The organism is Pseudomonas sp. Xaverov 259, assembly GCF_019352915.1.
GTDB lineage: Bacteria > Pseudomonadota > Gammaproteobacteria > Pseudomonadales > Pseudomonadaceae > Aquipseudomonas.
This window is the reverse complement of the sequence record NZ_JAAAFV010000057.1, coordinates 103,806-123,206: the sequence shown is the minus strand read 5'-3', so window position 1 is coordinate 123,206 and position 19,401 is coordinate 103,806. Positions and strand designations below refer to the sequence as shown.

Genomic DNA, 19,401 nt, shown 5'->3' with positions numbered 1-19,401 from the left:
AAAAGGCGCCTTAAACAGGCGCCTTCTCCAAGCAAACACGGGTTAAAGCGGCTTGTCGTTTTGTGCTTTGAGCAGATCACGGATCTCGCCCAGCAGCACCTCTTCCTTGGTCGGCGTCGGAGGCAGGCTTGGCGCCACAGCTTCTTCGCGCTTCAGGCGGTTGATGGCTTTCACGCCCATGAAGATGGCGAAGGCGACGATCACGAAGTCGATCACGCTCTGGATGAACTTGCCATAAGCCAGGACCACGGCGGGCACATCACCCTGCGCGGCCTTGAGGGTTATCGCCAGGTCAGCGAAGTCCACACCACCGATCAACAGACCGATCGGTGGCATCACCACGTCGCCTACAAAGGAGGAAACGATTTTGCCGAAGGCGGCGCCGATGATGATACCGACGGCCATATCGACCACATTACCTTTGACCGCGAAGGCCTTGAACTCACTGATCACGCCCATAGGTTATTCCTTGTTACAGATGAGAAGGGTGGAGGTCAGTGTAAGTCAGTCGTAGCCCGCTTGCTCGACACAACCGTTAACACTGTCAATTTTTATCGACCCATTAAATCGCAAATAGTTTGCAAAGTGCCACCAATCGCGCGCGAAATACGCGCTACTTCAGGGGCTTACCAGACTTTTTTCTTAATCAGCCCGGTGGTGTTTTTCTATTTATCTTCTGGCTCGCAGGTCACTAGCCTCTGGCAAGCACAACTGAATGTGCACTAAAAAAGCCAGAGGAAACCCCGATGAACACGTCAATGAGCCGCAGGCCTGTTTCAGCGCGATACGCACTGGGATTGGTCACTGCCAGCCTGCTATCCCTTTCTGTACAAGCCGCCAACCTGACCCGCGATAACGGCGCCGCCGTGGGTGACAACCAGAACTCGCAAACCGCCGGAGCCAATGGCCCGGTACTGCTGCAAGACGTGCAGTTGATTCAGAAGTTGCAGCGCTTTGACCGCGAACGCATCCCGGAGCGCGTAGTTCACGCCCGTGGCACCGGCGCCCACGGCACCTTTACCGTCACCGATAACCTCAGCGACCTGACCAAAGCCAAAGTCTTCGCGGCCGGTGAAGCCACCCCGGTGTTCGTGCGCTTCTCGGCAGTGGTGCACGGCAACCATTCCCCGGAAACCCTGCGTGACCCACGCGGTTTCGCCACCAAGTTCTACACCAGCGAAGGTAACTGGGACCTGGTGGGCAATAACTTCCCGACGTTCTTCATCCGCGACGCCATCAAGTTTCCGGACATGGTCCATGCGTTCAAACCGGACCCGCGCACTAACCTCGACGACGACTCGCGGCGTTTTGACTTCTTCTCCCATGTGCCAGAGTCCACCCGCACCCTCACCGAGTTGTATTCCGACTCCGGCACGCCGGCCAGTTATCGCGAAATGGACGGTAACGGCGTACATGCCTACAAGTTGATTAACGCCAAGGGTGAAGTGCACTACGTCAAGTTCCACTGGAAGAGCCTGCAGGGCATCAAGAACCTTGACCCCAAGCAAGTGACCGAAGTGCAGGGGCGTGACTACAGCCATATGACCAATGACTTGGTTACCCATATCAATAAAGGGGACTTCCCCAAGTGGGACTTGTATGTCCAGGTATTAAAACCTGAGGACTTGGCCAAGTTTGATTTCGATCCGCTGGACGCCACTAAGATCTGGCCGAACATACCCGAGCGCAAAGTCGGGCAAATGGTGTTGAATCGCAACCCGGCAAACGTCTTCCAGGAAACCGAGCAAGTGGCCATGGCCCCGGCCAACCTGGTGCCGGGCATCGAGCCGTCGGAAGACCGCTTGCTGCAAGGCCGGGTGTTCTCCTACGCGGACACGCAGATGTACCGCCTGGGGCCGAACGCCCTGCAACTGCCGATCAACGCACCCCGTGTCACCGTCAACAACGGTAACCAGGATGGCGCAATGAACACCGGCAAGACCACCACGGGCGTGAATTACCAGCCAAGCCGCCTGTTGCCGCGTGAAGAGCCGCAAGCCGCGCGTTACAGCCAGTCGGCGCTGTCGGGCAGCACCCAGCAGGCGAAGATCCAGCGCGAGCAGAACTTCAAGCAGGCTGGTGACCTGTACCGCTCCTATAGCAAGAAAGAGCGTCAGGACTTGATCGAAAACTTCGGCGGCTCCCTGGCCACTACCGATGACGAGAGCAAGCACATCATCCTCTCGTTCCTCTATAAGGCTGACCCTGAGTACGGCACTGGCGTGACCAAGGTGGCCAAAGGCGACCTGGCGCGCGTCAAGGCGCTGGCAGAAAAACTGACTGACTGACGTTGGTGACGGTCGGCGCCCGCTGATGGGCGTCGACCCGAGCTGGAGAAAACCTATGCGAATTTCTATCGGTTTACTGATGGCCATGCTGGCCTTTGTCGCCCATGCCGAGTCACCCGACCCGGTCGCGCTCAAGGCCCAATTGCAGGACTACTATTTCGACGCCGCCCGCCGTGGCGATATCGACATGCTCAACACCTTCATCGAATCCGGTTACAGCCTCAATACCCAGGATGACAAGGGTTACACCGCGCTGATCCTCGCCGCCTACCACGGCCAGGCACCGTTCGTGGAGCGCCTGCTCAACGCCGGCGCCGACGCCTGCGTGCAAGACAAACGCGGTAACACAGCCCTCATGGGCGCGATCTTCAAAGGCGAGTTGAAAATTGCCCAGCGCCTGCTCGCCACTGACTGCAACCCCGACCAACGCAACGGCGCCGGGCAGACTGCCGCCATGTACGCCGGGCTGTTCAAGCGAGTTGAGTTGCTGGACGAGCTAAAGGCCAAAGGCGCCGACCTTAACGCCGAAGACCCGATCGGCAACAGCGCTTCACGTTTGGCCAGTGGTGAAATCCGGACCCCGGCGCCGCGCTGAGCTATCATCGCGGTTTTTCGGTTGGAGGTTCTCAAATGGCAAAGGCCAAGCGCATGTACGGCTGCACAGAGTGCGGCGCGACCTTTCCCAAGTGGGCCGGCCAATGCACCGAGTGCGGTGCATGGAACACCCTGACGGAAACCATGATCGAAAGCGGCGGCGCTGCTGCCCCCACCGGCCGTGCCGGCTGGACTGGGCAGCAGGCGCAGATCAAGACGTTGGCCGAAGTCAGCGTCGAAGAAATTCCGCGTTTCTCCACCGCGTCCGGCGAGCTGGACCGCGTACTGGGCGGCGGGCTGGTGGACGGCTCGGTGGTGCTGATCGGCGGCGACCCCGGCATTGGTAAATCGACCATCCTCCTGCAAACCCTGTGCAGCATCGCCAGCCGCATGCCGGCACTCTACGTCACCGGTGAAGAATCCCAGCAACAAGTGGCCATGCGCGCCCGCCGCCTGGGCTTGCCCCAGGATCAACTGCGGGTCATGACTGAAACCTGCATCGAAAGCATCATCGCCACGGCCCGCATCGAAAAGCCCAAGGTCATGGTGATCGACTCGATCCAGACGATTTTCACCGAGCAGCTGCAATCGGCACCCGGCGGCGTGTCCCAGGTGCGTGAAAGTGCGGCGCTGTTGGTGCGCTATGCCAAGCAGAGCGGCACGGCGATTTTCCTGGTCGGCCACGTGACCAAGGAAGGCGCGCTGGCCGGGCCGCGCGTGCTGGAGCATATGGTCGACACCGTGCTGTATTTTGAAGGCGAATCCGATGGCCGCCTGCGTTTGCTGCGGGCGGTGAAGAACCGCTTTGGTGCGGTCAACGAGTTGGGCGTGTTCGCCATGACTGACCGGGGGCTGAAAGAAGTCTCCAACCCATCGGCGATTTTTCTGACCCGCGCCCAGGAAGAAGTCCCCGGCAGTGTGGTGATGGCCACGTGGGAAGGCACCCGCCCGATGCTGGTCGAAGTGCAGGCACTGGTGGATGACAGCCACTTGGCCAACCCACGCCGGGTCACGCTCGGTCTGGATCAGAACCGATTGGCAATGCTGCTGGCGGTGCTGCACCGTCACGGCGGCATTCCTACCCACGACCAGGACGTGTTCCTCAACGTGGTCGGCGGGGTCAAGGTGCTGGAAACCGCCTCCGACCTGGCGCTGATGGCGGCGGTGATGTCCAGCCTGCGCAATAAACCGTTGCCCCATGACTTGCTGGTGTTTGGTGAGGTCGGCCTGTCGGGCGAGGTGCGTCCGGTGCCGAGCGGCCAGGAGCGTTTGAAGGAAGCGGCCAAGCACGGCTTCAAGCGTGCGATCGTGCCCAAGGGCAATATGCCGAAGGAATCGCCGCCGGGAATCAAGATTATTGGCGTCACACGGCTGGAACAGGCCCTGGATGCACTGTTCGAGTAATCAATAACACTGCAAAACCAATGTGGGAGCTGGCTTGCCTGCGATGCAGGCACCGCGGTCTTTCAGGAAGACCGAGGTGAATCTATCGCAGGCAAGCCAGCTCCCACATTTCGTCAGTGTTGGCTGTTAGATTTCCAGCAGTGCGGCTAACTCACGGTGCAGCTCTTCCTCATCCCCGAGGTTCAGCTCTATCAGCCGCCGCAAATGGCTGATCGATTCCAGATCAATGTACTCACACACAAAACCCAACTGCCCATGATCATCGTGGGCCAGCCTTACTCGCATCTTTATATGCGCCTGCGGATCCAGACGGATATCCACATCGAATAGCTGGGCTCGACTGCCCTGCCAATCATCAGGTCGCTGCACCAACAAACCTTTGAGCGACAGATCCACCAATTGCACCGGCGAATTCCAACTGTCTTGCGCAATGGTCGTTCGCGCATCAAAGGCAATACGCCGGAAACGGCGGCGATCTGACGGGTGTTCGCTCATGGTCAAACCCTCTGGAGATAAGGGGATTGTAGCCCCGCGCCATCACTGGGCCTTTATTTCTGCTTTTTTTGCTGTCGCAAGGCTCTAGACCAACGTAGGGGGGTGGCCTTTAAGGCCAACAGCGCTAAACTCGGGCTGGCTGTCTTTCTGTCCACCCTGGCTGGAATATAAAAATGAAAAATAATAATAGCCTGCTACGCCACCTACCCTGGCTGGTGCTGGCAATTGTAGGAGCGTGCGCCCTGGGCGTAGTGGCCTTGCGCCGCGGCGAGGCGATCAACGCCTTGTGGATTGTGGTTGCTGCTGTGGCCATCTACCTGGTTGCGTACCGTTACTACAGTCTGTTCATCGCTAACCATGTGATGCAGCTCGACCCACGGCGGGCCACCCCCGCAGTGCTCAACAATGACGGTCTGGACTACGTGCCGACCAACAAACACATCCTTTTTGGTCACCACTTTGCGGCGATTGCCGGTGCAGGCCCGTTGGTCGGCCCGGTACTGGCGGCGCAAATGGGCTACCTGCCCGGCACGCTCTGGCTGATAGCCGGTGTGGTGCTGGCCGGTGCGGTGCAGGACTTCATGGTGCTGTTCCTGTCCACTCGTCGCAATGGCCGCTCCCTGGGGGACATGGTTCGCGAAGAGATGGGCCGCATTCCAGGGACCATCGCGCTGTTCGGCTGCTTCCTGATCATGATCATCATCCTTGCGGTGCTGGCGCTGATCGTGGTCAAGGCCTTGGCCGAGAGCCCGTGGGGCATCTTCACGGTGATGGCGACCATCCCGATTGCGATGTTCATGGGCGTGTACATGCGCTACATCCGCCCGGGCCGCATTGGCGAAATCTCGGTCATCGGTGTGCTGTTGCTGCTGGGTTCTATCTGGCTGGGCGGGCAAATCGCCGCTGACCCGGTGTGGGCCAAGGCCTTCTCGTTTACCGGGATCCAGATCACCTGGATGCTGGTGGGCTATGGTTTCGTCGCTGCGGTACTGCCGGTGTGGCTGATCCTCGCACCGCGTGACTACCTTTCCACGTTCTTGAAAATCGGCACCATCATTGCCCTGGCGATCGGCATTCTGGTCACCATGCCAGAGCTGAAAATGCCGGCCCTCACCCAATTCATCGACGGTACCGGCCCGGTGTGGAAGGGTGGTCTGTTCCCGTTCCTGTTCATCACCATTGCCTGTGGCGCGGTGTCGGGTTTCCACGCGCTGATCTCTTCGGGCACCACGCCCAAGCTGCTGGATAACGAAGTCAACTCGCGCTACATCGGTTACGGCGCCATGCTGATGGAGTCGTTTGTGGCGATCATGGCCATGGTTGCCGCTTCGGTGATCGAGCCCGGCGTGTACTTCGCCATGAACAGCCCGGCTGCGGTGGTCGGCGCGGACGTGGTGACGGTGGCGCAAACCGTCAGCAGCTGGGGTTTTGCTATTACTCCGGAAGCCTTGACGGCGGTAGCCCATGACATCGGCGAAACCACCATCCTGGCGCGTGCCGGCGGTGCGCCGACCCTGGCGGTCGGTATCGCGCAGATCCTGCACAGTGTGCTGCCGGGTGAAAACACCATGGCGTTCTGGTACCACTTTGCGATCCTGTTCGAAGCACTGTTCATCCTGACCGCAGTCGACGCCGGCACCCGTGCCGGACGCTTCATGCTCCAGGATCTGCTCGGCTCCTTCGTGCCGTCGCTCAAGCGTACCGAGTCCTGGACCGCCAACCTGATTGCTACCGCAGGTTGCGTGGCGATGTGGGGTTACTTGCTGTACCAAGGCGTGATCGACCCACTGGGCGGGATCAACACCTTGTGGCCGCTGTTCGGTATCTCCAACCAGATGCTCGCCGGTATCGCACTGATGCTCGCCACCGTTGTGCTGATCAAAATGAAGCGCCAGCGCTACATTTGGGTGACCATGCTGCCAGCTGTGTGGCTGCTGATCTGCACCGTGACCGCAGGCTTCATCAAGCTGTTCGACGCTAACCCGGCGATCGGCTTCCTGTCGCTGGCCAAGAAGTACAGCGATGCACTGGCCAACGGCCAGATCCTCGCGCCGGCCAAGAACATCGACCAGATGCAACACGTGATCTGGAACGCCTACACCAACGCAACGCTGACGGCGCTGTTCCTGTTCGTGGTCTTCAGCATCCTGTTCTATGCGCTCAAGGTCGGCGTTGCCGCCTGGGGTAACAAAGAACGCACGGACAAAGAAGCCCCGTTCCAGGCTGTACCGGACGCGTAAACGAGGATTGCAACCATGTTCAATGACATCAGTCGCCTCGGTAAATACCTCGGTCAGGCCGCGCGCCTGATGGTCGGCATGCCCGACTACGACACCTACGTCGAGCATATGCAAACCAAACACCCGGACAAACCGATGATGGACTACAAGGCGTTCTTCCGGGAACGCCAGGAAGCCCGTTACGGTGGCAAGGGTGGGCCTAAGTGCTGCTGACCCGATAAGTTAGGCTTGCAGTGATCCCGTGTGGGAGCGGGCTTGTGTGGGAGCTGGCTTGCCTGCGATAGCATCACTGCGGTGTAGCTGATACACCGCGGTGCCTGCATCGCGGGCAAGCCCGGCTCCCACATGGGTCTGCTCCCATATTTGTTTATGTGTTTCTTCAAGGAGAATTTTTTGTCCTCTCCCATCCCCGTCACCATCCTCAGCGGCTTCCTCGGGGCCGGCAAAACCACCTTGCTGCGCCACCTGCTCAAAGCCGAGCATGGCCTTAAAATCGCCGTGATCGAAAACGAATTCAGTGACGCCGGCATCGACACCCAACTGTTGGGCGCCGAACCGGTGCAAGTCATGACCCTGTCCAACGGCTGCGTGTGCTGCACCATCCACACCGACCTGACCAAAGCCCTGTACCTGCTGCTCGAGCGCCTGGACAGCGGCGAAATCGCCTTCGACCGCCTGGTGATCGAGTGCACCGGCCTGGCCGACCCTGCGCCCGTGGCCCAGACCTTTTTTATCGACGAGGAACTGCGCGAGCGCTACATTCTCGACGGCATCATCACCTTGGTGGACGCGGCCCACGCCGAACATCACCTGACCCAGACCATCGCCCAGGCCCAGATCGGTTTTGCCGACCGCCTGCTGGTGAGTAAGCGCGATCTGGTGGACGAAGCGACTTTCGACGCCCTCAGCCAGCGCCTGACCCGCATCAACCGCCGTGCGCCGATTCGGGTGGTCGACCATGGCGCCATCGACCTGGCCGAGCTGCTCGACGTGCGCGGCTTCAACCTCAATGCGGGCATGAGCCTGCGCCCGGTCAGTGCCGCGCCGTCCATCGACCGCATTTCCAGCCTGGTGCTGCGCACCGACCAGCCGCTGGATATCGACCGGCTCAGCGAGTTTATGAACGAACTGCTGGAAGACCACGGCAAACAACTGCTGCGCTACAAAGGCGTGCTGAATATTGCCGGGGAAGACCGGCGCATGGTGTTCCAGGGCGTGCTCAAGCTTTACGGTTTCGATTGGGACACCGAATGGGCCGAGGGCGAGGCGCGCGAAAGTGTGATTGTGTTTATTGCTGATGAGTTGCCCGAGGACAAAATCCGCGAAGGCTTTGCCCGGGTCTACCAACCCTGACTTGCAATGCAATCCTATGTGGGAGCAGGCAAGCCAGCTCCCACATTGATCGTTCCCACGCTCTGCGTGGGAACGCCTCTTGTGACGCTCTGCGTCACGCTTTGGGACGCGGAGCGTCCTGGGCTGCATTCCCACGCGGAGCGTGGGAACGATCGGTCGGGCATAAAAAAGCCCGGCTCAAGAGCCGGGCTTTTCAGTCACGCAACTGCAATCAAGCGCCGTACACCGGCAGCTTTTTGCAGATGGCCTTGACCTTCTCACGTACCGCGTCGATCACGGCTTCGTTGTTCAGGTCTGCCAGGATGTCGCAGATCCAGCCGGCCAGCTCTTTGCACTCTGCTTCTTTAAAGCCACGAGTGGTCACAGCCGGGGTGCCGAAGCGCAGGCCGGAGGTGACGAACGGCGAACGTGGGTCGTTCGGCACGGAGTTTTTGTTCACGGTGATGAAGGCTTTGCCCAGCGCGGCGTCAGCATCTTTACCGGAAATGTCCTGCTTGATCAGCGACAGCAGGAACAGGTGGTTTTCAGTACCGCCGGACACCACGTCAAAGCCGCGCTCGATAAACACGCTGGCCATGGTCTGGGCGTTCTTCACCACTTGTTGCTGGTAAGTCTTGAACTCAGGCTGCAGGGCTTCTTTGAAGCAGATCGCTTTGGCAGCGATGACGTGCTCCAGCGGGCCGCCCTGGGCGCCTGGGAATACCGCGGAGTTGAGCTTCTTCTCGATCTCGGCGTTGGCTCGCGCCAGGATCAGGCCGCCACGTGGACCGCGCAGGGTCTTGTGGGTAGTCGTGGTCACGACGTCAGCGAATGGCACCGGGTTCGGGTAGACGCCAGCGGCGACCAGACCGGCTACGTGAGCCATGTCCACGAACAGGTAAGCGCCAACCTTGTCGGCGATTGCGCGGAAGCGTGGGAAATCCAGGATCTGCGAGTAGGCAGAGAAACCGGCCACGATCATTTTTGGCTTGTGCTCAACGGCCAGGCGCTCGACTTCGTCGTAGTCGATCAGGCCATTGGCATCGATACCGTACTGAACGGCGTTGTACAACTTGCCGGAGGAGGAAACGCTGGCGCCGTGGGTCAGGTGACCGCCGTGGGCCAGGCTCATGCCCAGGATGGTGTCGCCGCCTTGCAGCAGGGCCAGGTACACGGCGCTGTTGGCTTGGGAGCCGGCGTGTGGCTGGACGTTGGCGTAATCGGCGCCGAACAGTTCCTTGGCACGGTCGATAGCCAGTTGCTCAACCACGTCGACGTACTCGCAACCACCATAGTAGCGCTTGCCTGGGTAGCCTTCGGCGTACTTGTTGGTCAGAACCGAACCTTGAGCCTCCATCACCGCAGGGCTGGTGTAGTTTTCCGAAGCGATCAGCTCAATGTGCTCTTCCTGGCGCACGGCTTCTTGCTCCATGGCGGCGAAGAGATCGGCGTCGTACTTGGCAATAGTCAAATCACGGCTGAACATGGCGGTCCTCAAGGATCGGGGGCAGAAAAGGAGGGCATTCTAACCCAATGGGTTTTAGATGGCATATGAAAGGACATCATGTCGCGGACAAGTGGGGCTCATCCAGGGATGGGCGGTGCCTGTACAGGCCCTATCGCAGGCAAGCCAGCTCCCACACTTGAAGGTATTTACAATTCAAAATGTGGGAGCGGGCTTGCTCGCGATGAGGCCATCAGCCCCACCACTGGGCTTCAGTCGAACATGAACAGCGCGTCGTTACTGAACTGCGCCTCAAACCGATTCGCCGGCATCGGCCGCCCAAACAGATACCCCTGCACCTCGTCGCAACCATGCTCACGCAGGAAATCCAGCTGCTCATGGGTTTCCACGCCTTCGGCGATCACCGCCAGGTTAAGGCTGTGGGCCATGGCGATAATCGCCCGGGCAATCTGCGCGTCCTGCTCGCCAGACGGCAGGCCGTCGACAAAGGTGCGGTCGATCTTCAACACGTCGATGGGGAATTGCTTGAGGTAGTTGAGCGACGAATAACCGGTGCCGAAGTCGTCCACCGCAATGCTCAGGCCCAGGTTTTTCAGGCTGGCGAGGATCTGCATGGCTTCGTTGACTTCACGCATCAGGATACTTTCGGTCAGCTCCAGCTCCAGGCACGCCGGCGGCAGGCCGGTGTCCTTGAGAATGGTCGCGATGCGCTCGCCCAATTGCCCATCGGAGAATTGGCGCGCCGAGATGTTCACCGAGACTTTCGGCACGCGCACCTTGTTCTGGTGCCATGTCTTGAGCTGGCGACAGGCTTCCGCGATCACCCAGTCGCCCACGTCCACCACCAGCCCCAACTCTTCCAGCACCGGAATGAAATCCCCCGGCGGCACCAGCCCGCGACGTGGGTGCCGCCAGCGCAGCAAGGCTTCGGCGCCGGTCAGGCGCTTGCCGTCGCCGCTGAACTGCGGTTGGTAATACAACACGAATTCGTTCTGGTCCAAGGCATGGCGCAGGTCGCTTTCCAGCTCCAGACGCTCCAGGGCGCTGGCGTTCATATCGGCTTGATAGAACTGGAAGTTATTCTTGCCGCGCTCCTTGGCGTGGTACATCGCCGTGTCGGCGTTTTTCATCAGCTGGCTCAGCTCGTTGCCGTCCTGCGGGCTCAGGGCGATGCCGATACTGGCGGTCACAAAGAACTCGCGGCCCTCCAGCACAAATGGCTTCACCAGGCTTGCCAGGATCTGCTCGGCCACGGTAATTGCGCGGTTCAGCGCCATCTCGCGGCTCACCCGTGGTTGCAGCAGCAAGGTGAACTCGTCGCCGCCCATGCGTGCCACGGTGTCGTCTTCGGCCACGCAGCCCAGCAGGCGGGTGGCCATTTCCTTGAGCATGCGGTCGCCGGCGGCGTGGCCCAGGGAATCGTTGATCGGCTTGAAGCGGTCGAGGTCGAGGAACATCAGCACCACCCACGACTTCTGCCGTTCGGCCGACTGCAACGCGGTGTGCAGGCGGTCCTGGAACAGCGTGCGGTTGGGCAGGTGAGTCAGGGCGTCGTAATACGCCAGGCGGTGGATGCGCTGTTCGCTGGCCTTGCGCTCGCTGATATCGCTGAAGAAACACACGTAGCTGGCCAGGTCGCCTTCATCATCGAACACGGCAGTAATGCCGACCCAGGCCGGGTAATGCTCGCCATTGCGCCGCTTGAGCCACACTTCGCCTTCCCAGGTGCTGTGCTGGTGCAGCTGCTTGAGCACGTAACGCAGGTGGGCTTCCTGCTGTTCGTCGACGGTGAGCATGTTCGGCAACTGGTCGAGTACATCCGCCACGGCATAGCCGCTGACCCGGCTGAACGCCTCGTTGGCCTGTACGATATAGCCCGCAGGGTCGGTAATGAGGATCGCAGAGGTGGAGTGCTCGAATACCGTGGCGGCCATGCGCAGGTCTTTTTCGGCGCGGCGTTGCTGGCTGATATCACGGCCCACACCGAGGATGCCTTCAAACGCGCCGTGCTCGTCCCACACCAGCACCAGGCGCAGCTCGATCGGCACCTTGCGGCCATCGGCGCGCAGGCAGTCGAACAGGAACATCTGGGTTTGTACGTCATCACGCAGCGTGTTCAACGCTACGGGATCGCCCAGCGCACGGCTGACCTGTTCCATCAGGCTGTAAATGCCGGTCAGTTGTTGCGGGTTGGCGATGATCGACTGCCAGCCGTTCTTGAACACCCAGTCCACGTCATAACCCAGTACGGTATTCACCGAAGGGCTGATGTAGTTGAGGGCCAACTGGCTGTCGGTGGAGCAGATCACGTCGCTGATGCTTTCGGCCAGCATGCGGTAGCGCTGTTCGCTGTCGCGCAGGGATTCGCTGGCTTCGATCTGGTCGGTAATGTCCTTGGCCACGCCGATGATCCGCGTGACCACCGCGGTTTTGTCCCGCGCGAGGGCCTGCTCGCGGATATCAAAGCGCCGCCACTGGTTATTGCGATGACGAAAGCGCAGCTGGCATTGCAGCTGGGTGGTGTAGCCGACTTCGCGCTGTTGCTGGCGCAAGTCGTGGTAATACTCGGCATCCTCGGGGTGCAGCAGGATTTCCCAGAAGTACTCGCCCATTTGCTGCAGTTCGGCCTTGTTGTAGCCGAGGGTATGGCCCAAATGGTGGTTGCTGAAGATCATGCGCTGGCTGATCACGTCCTGCACATACAGGTGATCAGGCACGGTGCGCACCACGTCCGACCAGAAACTCTCGCGCTCCACCAGCGACAGCTCGATCAGCTTGCGGCTGGTGATATCGCTGATGCTGAGGATCACGGCCTTGAAGTCGTCCTGCTGCTCCGGCAGGCGCATCACCAGCCATAGGTACTGATCGTTGCCGGCGACGTCATTGAGCTGGATTTCCAGCTCCAGCTGTTTTTGCTGGGTCAGCACCGCCTCAAGCACTTGATAGCCGATAGCGGTGGCGTTGCGTGGGCAATCATCGATCAGGCGTTCCCAGGCTTCCTCGCATGAGCCGACATTCAACAGGCGCACGGCCACCTGGTTGACTTCGGTAATGCGCAATTCCTTAAGCAGTTGCTGGCGTTCTGCGGCGTTGTTGTGCAACCAGGCCTTTAGTTGCTCGCGGGTCTGCATGTGGGTTTTGTCAAAAAACGCCTTGAGCCCCGACAGGTCCAACACGCACAGGGCCACGCCAGTGCCTTCGAAAATATCCTGATAACGTCGGCGGCCCTCATGCACCTGGCGCTGGCGGCGGCGCATGTTCAGCAAAACGATCAGCGGGATCAGCGAGAACGCCAGGCCCAGCAGGCATTTGCCGATAAACGCCGGCAGCAGTTGTTCCAGCACTGCGCTGCGGTCGAACAGCCCGCGCAATTGCCAGTCGCTTTTACTCAAGGGCGTGACCAGTACGCTTTTGTTCAATTCATCCGGCGTCAACGCCGTGGCCCATTGTGCCGGCATGCCATTGTCACGGCTGACCACACGGTGGTTCAGGCGGTTCTCGATGGCCCACATCGGCCGCTGGCCCTGGCCGTCCTGGCGGGTGAGGTTGCTCAGGTAGTTGGGCGCCAGGCGCAAGGCCCAGTACATTTTCGAGCCGCCACTGGGCTGCTGCAGCAACAGATAGATCAAGGTGCCGTCGGCGTTGTTGCTCAAGTAATAAGGTTGCGAGTGGCTGCGCTGCACCAATTCTTCGAGCCAGGCGCGATCCTGGCTGTCTTTGGCGCTGTCACTGATCAGCGCGCCACTGGGGGCGAGCAGGGCAAAACTGCGCAGCTCCGGCAGCGAACGTTGCAAGGTGCGCATCAAGGCTTGTTGCTGTTCGTCGTTGCGCGGCGGCTCGACCATCGGCAGCAGGTTCAGGGCGATTTTCGCGCTCAGGGCCATATTCAGGCTGATTTGTTCAGCCAGGTCGGCGCTGTAGTCGATGGTGTATTGCTGCTGGTTTTTCTGGTTTTGCTGCAGTTGGTCCAGCAGTTGCCAGAACAACAACGCCAGCAGCACCAGCACCAGCATCGCCAACGCGCCTTTAAAAGTGCCGTGCAGGGGCGCGCCCGGCGCTATATGAGCGGCGCGCAAGGGCGTAGGCGGCGTGACTTTGGACAAGCTGTGATCCTGCGGTTTGGCTGGACTGGCGCGCGACGTGCACTATAAGCCGGACGCCCGGAGGGCGGCTAGCATGCCTTGCCTTGTGGCAAAGTGCCAGCCCCGCCTGGCTGGACTGCCCAAGCGCATTCAGGTAGCTTTGCCGGTTACGCGGGGGCGTTCCAGCCCCAGACATTCAGGCTTTTTCCGCTCGCAGGCATTGATGATAGTCAACGGCCCGCGCGGCGCATGGCCTGGCACGGGCTTCGCCCGCTTAATTCATCAGTCACTGACGCTAGGTTCACCATGGCTCAATACGTCTTCACCATGCATCGGCTGGGAAAAGTTGTTCCGCCGAAGCGGGAAATCCTGAAAAACATTTCGCTGTCCTTCTTCCCCGGCGCCAAGATCGGCGTGCTCGGCCTCAACGGTTCGGGTAAGTCCACGCTGCTGAAAATCATGGCCGGCGTCGACACCGAGTTTGAAGGAGAAGCCCGCCCGATGCCCGAACTGAACATCGGCTACCTGCCCCAAGAGCCGATCCTGGACCCGACCAAGACCGTGCGTGAAGTGGTCGAAGAAGCGGTGGCCGTGATCAAGAACGCCCAGGCCCGCCTGGACGAGGTCTACGCCGCCTACGCCGATGAAGATGCCGACTTCGACAAACTGGCCGCCGAACAGGCCAAGCTCGAAGCCATCCTGCAGGCTGGCGATGGCCACAACCTGGAGCGCCAGCTGGAAGTCGCCGCCGACGCGCTGCGCCTGCCGGCGTGGGACGCCAAGGTCGAATTCCTCTCCGGCGGTGAAAAACGCCGTGTGGCCCTGTGCCGCCTGCTGCTGTCGGCTCCCGACATGCTGCTGCTCGACGAACCGACCAACCACTTGGACGCCGATTCCGTCGCCTGGCTGGAGCACTTCCTGCACGATTTCCCGGGCACCGTGGTAGCGATCACGCACGACCGCTACTTCCTCGACAACGTCGCCGGCTGGATCCTCGAGCTCGACCGTGGCGCCGGTATCCCTTACGAGGGCAACTACTCCGGTTGGCTGGAAGCCAAGTCCGACCGTCTGGCCGCCGAATCCAAGCAGCAATCGGCCCATGAAAAAGCCATGAAGGAAGAACTGGAGTGGGTGCGCAAAGGCGCCAAGGCCCGCCAGTCCAAATCCAAGGCACGTCTGCAACGCTTTGAAGAAATGCAGTCGCAGGAATTCCAGAAGCGCAGCGAAACCAACGAGATCTACATCCCGGCCGGCCCGCGCCTGGGTGACAAGGTCATCGAATTCAAGAACGTCTGCAAAGGCTATGGCGACCGTGTGTTGATCGACAACCTGTCGTTCTCCATGCCAAAAGGCGCGATCGTCGGCGTTATCGGCGGTAACGGTGCGGGTAAATCCACACTGTTCCGCATGCTGATGGGCAAGGAAACCCCGGATTCGGGCAGCATCGAAATCGGTGAAACTGTGCAACTGGCTTGTGTGGACCAGAGCCGTGAAGACCTCGACGGCAGCAAAACGGTATTCCAGCAAGTCTCCGAAGGTTCTGACCAGATCCGCATCGGCAACTATGAAATCCCGTCGCGCACCTACGTTGGCCGTTTCAACTTCAAGGGCGGCGACCAGCAGAAGTTCGTCAAGGACCTGTCCGGTGGTGAGCGCGGTCGCTTGCACCTGGCCCTCACCTTGAAAGAAGGCGGCAACGTGTTGCTGCTCGACGAACCGTCCAACGACCTCGACGTTGAAACCCTGCGTTCCCTGGAAGAAGCCCTGTTGGACTTCCCGGGCGCCGCCATTGTGATCTCTCACGATCGGTGGTTCCTGGACCGTGTGGCGACGCACATCCTGGCCTACGAAGATGACTCCCAAGCGGTGTTCTTCGAAGGTAACTACACCGAGTACGAAGCGGACCGTAAGAAGCGTTTGGGCGATGCTGCTGCCCAGCCGCACCGTGTACGGCACAAAAAACTGGCCTGATTCGGGTTGGTTTGAAAGAGCGGAGCCTTCGGGCTCCGTTTTTTTGTGCGCGTTTTTTCAATGAGACCGAGGTGGATTCATTCGCGAGCAAGCCCGCTCCCACATTCGACCGCATTTCAATGTGACAACCCGATCAAATGTGGGAGCGGGCTTGCTCGCGAAGACGGTTGAACTGTTGGTGCATGCTCTGAGTTGAAAACCCTCTTGTGGTGCAAAAAAGCCCATTAATTTATATCCAATGCACCATTTAAATTCACAAAGGCGACATTCTGCGCTTTTCAGGTGCAACATGAGTTGCTAAGGTCCGGCTCAATCTCATTTAAAAACAATCAATTTGCCGAGACTTCTCCATGATCGAATCTGTCGAATCCTTCCTTTCGCGCCTCAAGAAACGCGACCCCGACCAGCCGGAATTCCACCAGGCCGTAGAAGAAGTCCTGCGCAGCCTGTGGCCGTTTCTTGAAGCCAACCCTCACTACCTGAGCTCGGGCATTCTGGAGCGCATCTGCGAGCCGGAACGCGCGATCACCTTCCGGGTGTCGTGGGTGGATGATCACGGCAAGGTTCAGGTCAATCGCGGGTTTCGCATCCAGATGAACAGCGCCATCGGCCCCTATAAAGGCGGCCTGCGCTTTCACCCGTCGGTGAACCTGGGCGTGCTCAAATTCCTCGCCTTCGAACAAACCTTCAAAAACTCCCTGACCTCGCTGCCCATGGGCGGCGGCAAAGGCGGCTCGGACTTCGACCCCAAGGGCAAGAGCGACGCCGAAGTGATGCGCTTCTGCCAGGCATTCATGAGTGAACTGTACCGCCACATCGGCGCCGACGTGGACGTGCCGGCTGGCGATATCGGCGTGGGTGCGCGTGAAATCGGCTTTTTGTTTGGCCAGTACAAGCGCCTGAGCAACCAGTTCACCTCGGTGCTGACCGGCAAAGGCATGACCTACGGCGGCAGCCTGATCCGCCCTGAAGCCACCGGCTTTGGCTGTGTGTACTTCGCGGAAGAAATGCTCAAGCGCAACGGCCAGCGGGTTGAGGGCAAACGCGTGGCGGTCTCCGGCTCGGGCAACGTCGCACAATACGCCGCGCGCAAAGTCATGGACCTGGGCGGCAAGGTGGTTTCCCTCTCCGACTCCGAAGGCACCTTGTACGCCGAAAGCGGTTTGACCGAGGCGCAATGGTCGGCGCTGCTGGAGCTGAAAAACGTACAGCGTGGGCGCATCAGTGAATTGGCCGAGCGTTTTGGCCTGGAGTTCCGCAAAGGCAAAACCCCTTGGGAGTTGGCTTGCGACATCGCCTTGCCCTGCGCCACTCAGAACGAACTCGATGCCGAAGCCGCCCGCACGCTGCTGCGCAACGGCTGCATTTGTGTGGCCGAAGGCGCCAACATGCCGACCACCTTGGAGGCTGTGGATATCTTCATCGAGGCGGGCATTCTGTTTGCGCCGGGCAAAGCCTCCAACGCCGGTGGCGTGGCCGTGAGTGGCCTGGAAATGTCGCAGAACGCCATGCGCCTGTTGTGGACCGCGGGTGAAGTCGACAGCAAGCTGCACGCGATCATGCAGTCGATCCACCACGCCTGCGTGCACTACGGCGAAGAAAACGGCCGGGTCAATTACGTGAAGGGCGCGAATATCGCGGGCTTTGTGAAAGTCGCCGATGCCATGCTCGCCCAAGGCATCGTCTAAACCTCGGGCTCCACACGCAGCACCTCGATCAACTGATCGCCGACGGGGCGCTTCCACAGCACCTCGTCGCCCACTTGGGCGCCCAGCAATGCGCGGCCCAACGGTGAGCCCCAGTTGATCAGGTGGGCATTGGCATCGGCCTGGTCTTCACCGACCAGTTGAATGCGCTGCTGCTCGTCCTGCTCGTTGGCAAAGGTCACCCAACTGCCGATCTGTACCTTATCGGTGGAGGTGGCCGGTGCTACCACTTGGGCGCTTTGCACGCGCTGGTTGAAGTAGCGCAAATCCCGCTCGAGGTCCGCCAGACGTTGTTTATCATCTTTGGCGGATTCGTAGCTGTATTCCTGCTGCAACTGCGCAACCTTGGCTTGCAACTGCGCCAACCCTTGCGCGGTGAGACGGTTGGGCTGTTCGCTCACCAGGCGCTCCACCGGCTGATCGGCCTGGGCGGCGGCGTTGTCTTCATTTACAAAAGCTCGGCTCATGGTGTTCTCCCTCTATGGAGGTTGGGCCATGGTCGCCGCGTGATCGTTCCCGCGCTCTGCGTGGGCATGCAGCCCTGGACGCTCTGCGTCCGCTTTTCAGAAAAGCGACCTATTGCGGGCGATAGGCGCGGGCCGCGTCGCGATCCTTCTCCTGCTGCCAGGCGCGTTCACGGTCATCCCAGTGATTGTCCTTGTAGTCGCGCAACTCTTCGTTCTCACGCATGGCCTTGCACTGGCGAAAGCCATCTTCCCAGCCTTCGGCGTATTCACGGTCCTTAAGATAGCGCGGCACGTTCTTGCGAAACTCCCCACTGATCACGCCAGCCGCCTGGCGACCACTGCTGCAACCATCATCAAAGCCATCGGCAAAGGCAGGAGGATAACCCTTGGCGATTAAATCCTGATGGGTGGACTGGCAACCCGACAACCACACTAGCGCACACAGCATTACCGCAGACCGCCACATGGCGTACTCCCTGGCCGCTTTACGGCTGATAGGGGAAGTCTAGTCAGGGAATTGTCGGGGAGGCGTGAAAGGGCGGTGAGAAAAGTGTTGAGTTAAAGGCTTAGCGCTCGTTCCCACGCTCTGCGTGGGAATGCAGCCCTGGACGCTCTGCGTCCGCTTTAAGGTCGTGACGCGGAGCGTCACAGGATGCGTGCCCACGCGGAGCGTGGGAACGATCTATTAACGATCTATTAAAGGGCCATCAACGACGATTCCCTTTAACTTGCAGGACGTTTCCTAGAGAATCGCTGGCCTATTGCGTCATAGGATTTGAGTGTCTAGCCTCCTCGGGTCGCTGCAAAACAGCGATTGGGTTTAGCGACCCGAGAAACGTAGATACGACCTCCTCAACAATTTTGGTCGGCATTTTTGCCTGCCTAATCGTGTTATGGCGGCTGTGCGCGGGAGACCTTCGGGTCTACCGGGTTTCTAGGTTACCGGTTCGCTAACCCGCGTACAGCTGCCACCTCTCCATGTTTAGCGACATGGCGCGGCAGTTTCTACTTACTTAACCTAAGAGAAACACCATGTCTAAAGTCGTCCCCGATCCACCCCTGTCTTCAATCACCACCCTTGGCGTCGTCACCTTTGGCGACTACGGTGAAAACCAAAAGCCGCTGTTCCGCATCAATGCCGGCATGCCGATCGACGAAGCCCTGGAACACGCCTCCACCCTGCTTTTTTACTCAAAGAAACTCGCCATGGAAGCCGCGATGGACGTGCGCGGCGAACAATACGCCTGGGCCGCGCACTACCTGTGTGAAATGGGCAAAGCCGTCGTCGATGACCTCACCCAAGCGATGACGCCCGCAACCTAAAAGCCTGACACTATCGTTGTGGCGAGCGGGCTTG

General features: G+C 59.9%; 15 protein-coding genes. 9 read left to right on the top strand and 6 right to left on the bottom strand.

Annotated elements, in window-relative coordinates:
• Nucleotides 1-42: 42 nt before the first annotated feature.
• Complete coding sequence (gene mscL, locus K0H48_RS23255) at nucleotides 43-459, bottom strand: large-conductance mechanosensitive channel protein MscL (protein WP_110621846.1); 417 nt, start codon at nucleotides 457-459, stop codon at nucleotides 43-45.
• Nucleotides 460-746: 287 nt separating this feature from the next.
• On the opposite strand from mscL, the gene K0H48_RS23250 reads away from it, so the two are divergent.
• Genes K0H48_RS23250 through radA form a run of 3 tightly spaced genes read left to right on the top strand, consistent with a single transcriptional unit; the run spans nucleotide 747 to nucleotide 4,286 of the window.
• Complete coding sequence (locus K0H48_RS23250; protein WP_219269354.1) at nucleotides 747-2,288, top strand: catalase; 1,542 nt, start codon at nucleotides 747-749, stop codon at nucleotides 2,286-2,288.
• A gap of 55 nt (nucleotides 2,289-2,343) precedes the next feature.
• Entirely contained in the window at nucleotides 2,344-2,883 is a 540-nt protein-coding gene (locus K0H48_RS23245) for an ankyrin repeat domain-containing protein (RefSeq protein WP_219269353.1), read from the top strand.
• Between the two features lie 35 nt (nucleotides 2,884-2,918).
• Nucleotides 2,919-4,286 carry a DNA repair protein RadA gene (gene radA, locus K0H48_RS23240; RefSeq protein WP_056858224.1) on the top strand — a complete coding sequence of 456 codons (1,368 nt, stop codon included), beginning with the start codon at nucleotides 2,919-2,921 and terminating at the stop codon, nucleotides 4,284-4,286.
• Between the two features lie 126 nt (nucleotides 4,287-4,412).
• On the opposite strand, the gene K0H48_RS23235 is transcribed toward radA, so the two are convergent.
• Nucleotides 4,413-4,781, bottom strand: coding sequence for a PilZ domain-containing protein (locus K0H48_RS23235; protein ID WP_219269352.1), 369 nt, complete (start codon nucleotides 4,779-4,781; stop codon nucleotides 4,413-4,415).
• A 173-nt stretch (nucleotides 4,782-4,954) separates the two neighbouring features.
• On the opposite strand from K0H48_RS23235, the gene K0H48_RS23230 reads away from it, so the two are divergent.
• The 3 genes from K0H48_RS23230 to yjiA all read left to right on the top strand — a co-directional run bounded on the left by K0H48_RS23230 (nucleotide 4,955) and on the right by yjiA (nucleotide 8,374).
• Nucleotides 4,955-7,021, top strand: a complete 2,067-nt coding sequence (locus tag K0H48_RS23230; protein WP_200431478.1) for a carbon starvation CstA family protein — start codon at nucleotides 4,955-4,957, stop codon at nucleotides 7,019-7,021.
• A gap of 15 nt (nucleotides 7,022-7,036) precedes the next feature.
• Complete coding sequence (locus K0H48_RS23225; protein WP_003176208.1) at nucleotides 7,037-7,234, top strand: YbdD/YjiX family protein; 198 nt, start codon at nucleotides 7,037-7,039, stop codon at nucleotides 7,232-7,234.
• Between the two features lie 156 nt (nucleotides 7,235-7,390).
• Nucleotides 7,391-8,374 carry a GTPase gene (gene yjiA, locus K0H48_RS23220; RefSeq protein ID WP_219337598.1) on the top strand — a complete coding sequence of 328 codons (984 nt, stop codon included), beginning with the start codon at nucleotides 7,391-7,393 and terminating at the stop codon, nucleotides 8,372-8,374.
• A gap of 211 nt (nucleotides 8,375-8,585) precedes the next feature.
• Here yjiA and glyA read toward each other — a convergent pair whose 3' ends face one another.
• Both glyA and K0H48_RS23210 read right to left on the bottom strand, forming a co-directional pair.
• Entirely contained in the window at nucleotides 8,586-9,839 is a 1,254-nt protein-coding gene (gene glyA, locus K0H48_RS23215) for a serine hydroxymethyltransferase (RefSeq protein WP_053137906.1), read from the bottom strand.
• A 230-nt stretch (nucleotides 9,840-10,069) separates the two neighbouring features.
• A complete protein-coding gene (locus tag K0H48_RS23210; RefSeq protein ID WP_219269351.1) occupies nucleotides 10,070-13,921 on the bottom strand; it encodes a bifunctional diguanylate cyclase/phosphodiesterase in 3,852 nt (1,283 codons plus the stop codon).
• Between the two features lie 285 nt (nucleotides 13,922-14,206).
• Here K0H48_RS23210 and ettA point away from each other — a divergent pair, with 285 nt between their 5' ends.
• Both ettA and gdhA read left to right on the top strand, forming a co-directional pair.
• Nucleotides 14,207-15,871 carry an energy-dependent translational throttle protein EttA gene (ettA, locus tag K0H48_RS23205; protein WP_058421529.1) on the top strand — a complete coding sequence of 555 codons (1,665 nt, stop codon included), beginning with the start codon at nucleotides 14,207-14,209 and terminating at the stop codon, nucleotides 15,869-15,871.
• 350 nt (nucleotides 15,872-16,221) lie between these two features.
• A complete protein-coding gene (gene gdhA / locus K0H48_RS23200; protein ID WP_219269350.1) occupies nucleotides 16,222-17,559 on the top strand; it encodes an NADP-specific glutamate dehydrogenase in 1,338 nt (445 codons plus the stop codon).
• Here the strand turns inward: gdhA and K0H48_RS23195 are convergent.
• The gene (locus K0H48_RS23195) at nucleotides 17,556-18,044 is read right to left on the bottom strand and encodes a GreA/GreB family elongation factor (protein WP_219269349.1); all 489 of its coding nucleotides are present in this window, start codon (nucleotides 18,042-18,044) and stop codon (nucleotides 17,556-17,558) included. The genes gdhA and K0H48_RS23195 overlap by 4 nt on opposite strands.
• 109 nt (nucleotides 18,045-18,153) lie before the next feature.
• Nucleotides 18,154-18,510 carry a hypothetical protein gene (locus tag K0H48_RS23190; RefSeq protein WP_219269348.1) on the bottom strand — a complete coding sequence of 119 codons (357 nt, stop codon included), beginning with the start codon at nucleotides 18,508-18,510 and terminating at the stop codon, nucleotides 18,154-18,156.
• A gap of 566 nt (nucleotides 18,511-19,076) precedes the next feature.
• Here K0H48_RS23190 and K0H48_RS23185 point away from each other — a divergent pair.
• The gene (locus K0H48_RS23185) at nucleotides 19,077-19,367 is read left to right on the top strand and encodes a DUF3077 domain-containing protein (RefSeq protein ID WP_219269347.1); all 291 of its coding nucleotides are present in this window, start codon (nucleotides 19,077-19,079) and stop codon (nucleotides 19,365-19,367) included.
• The last annotated feature ends 34 nt before the right edge of the window (nucleotides 19,368-19,401 follow it).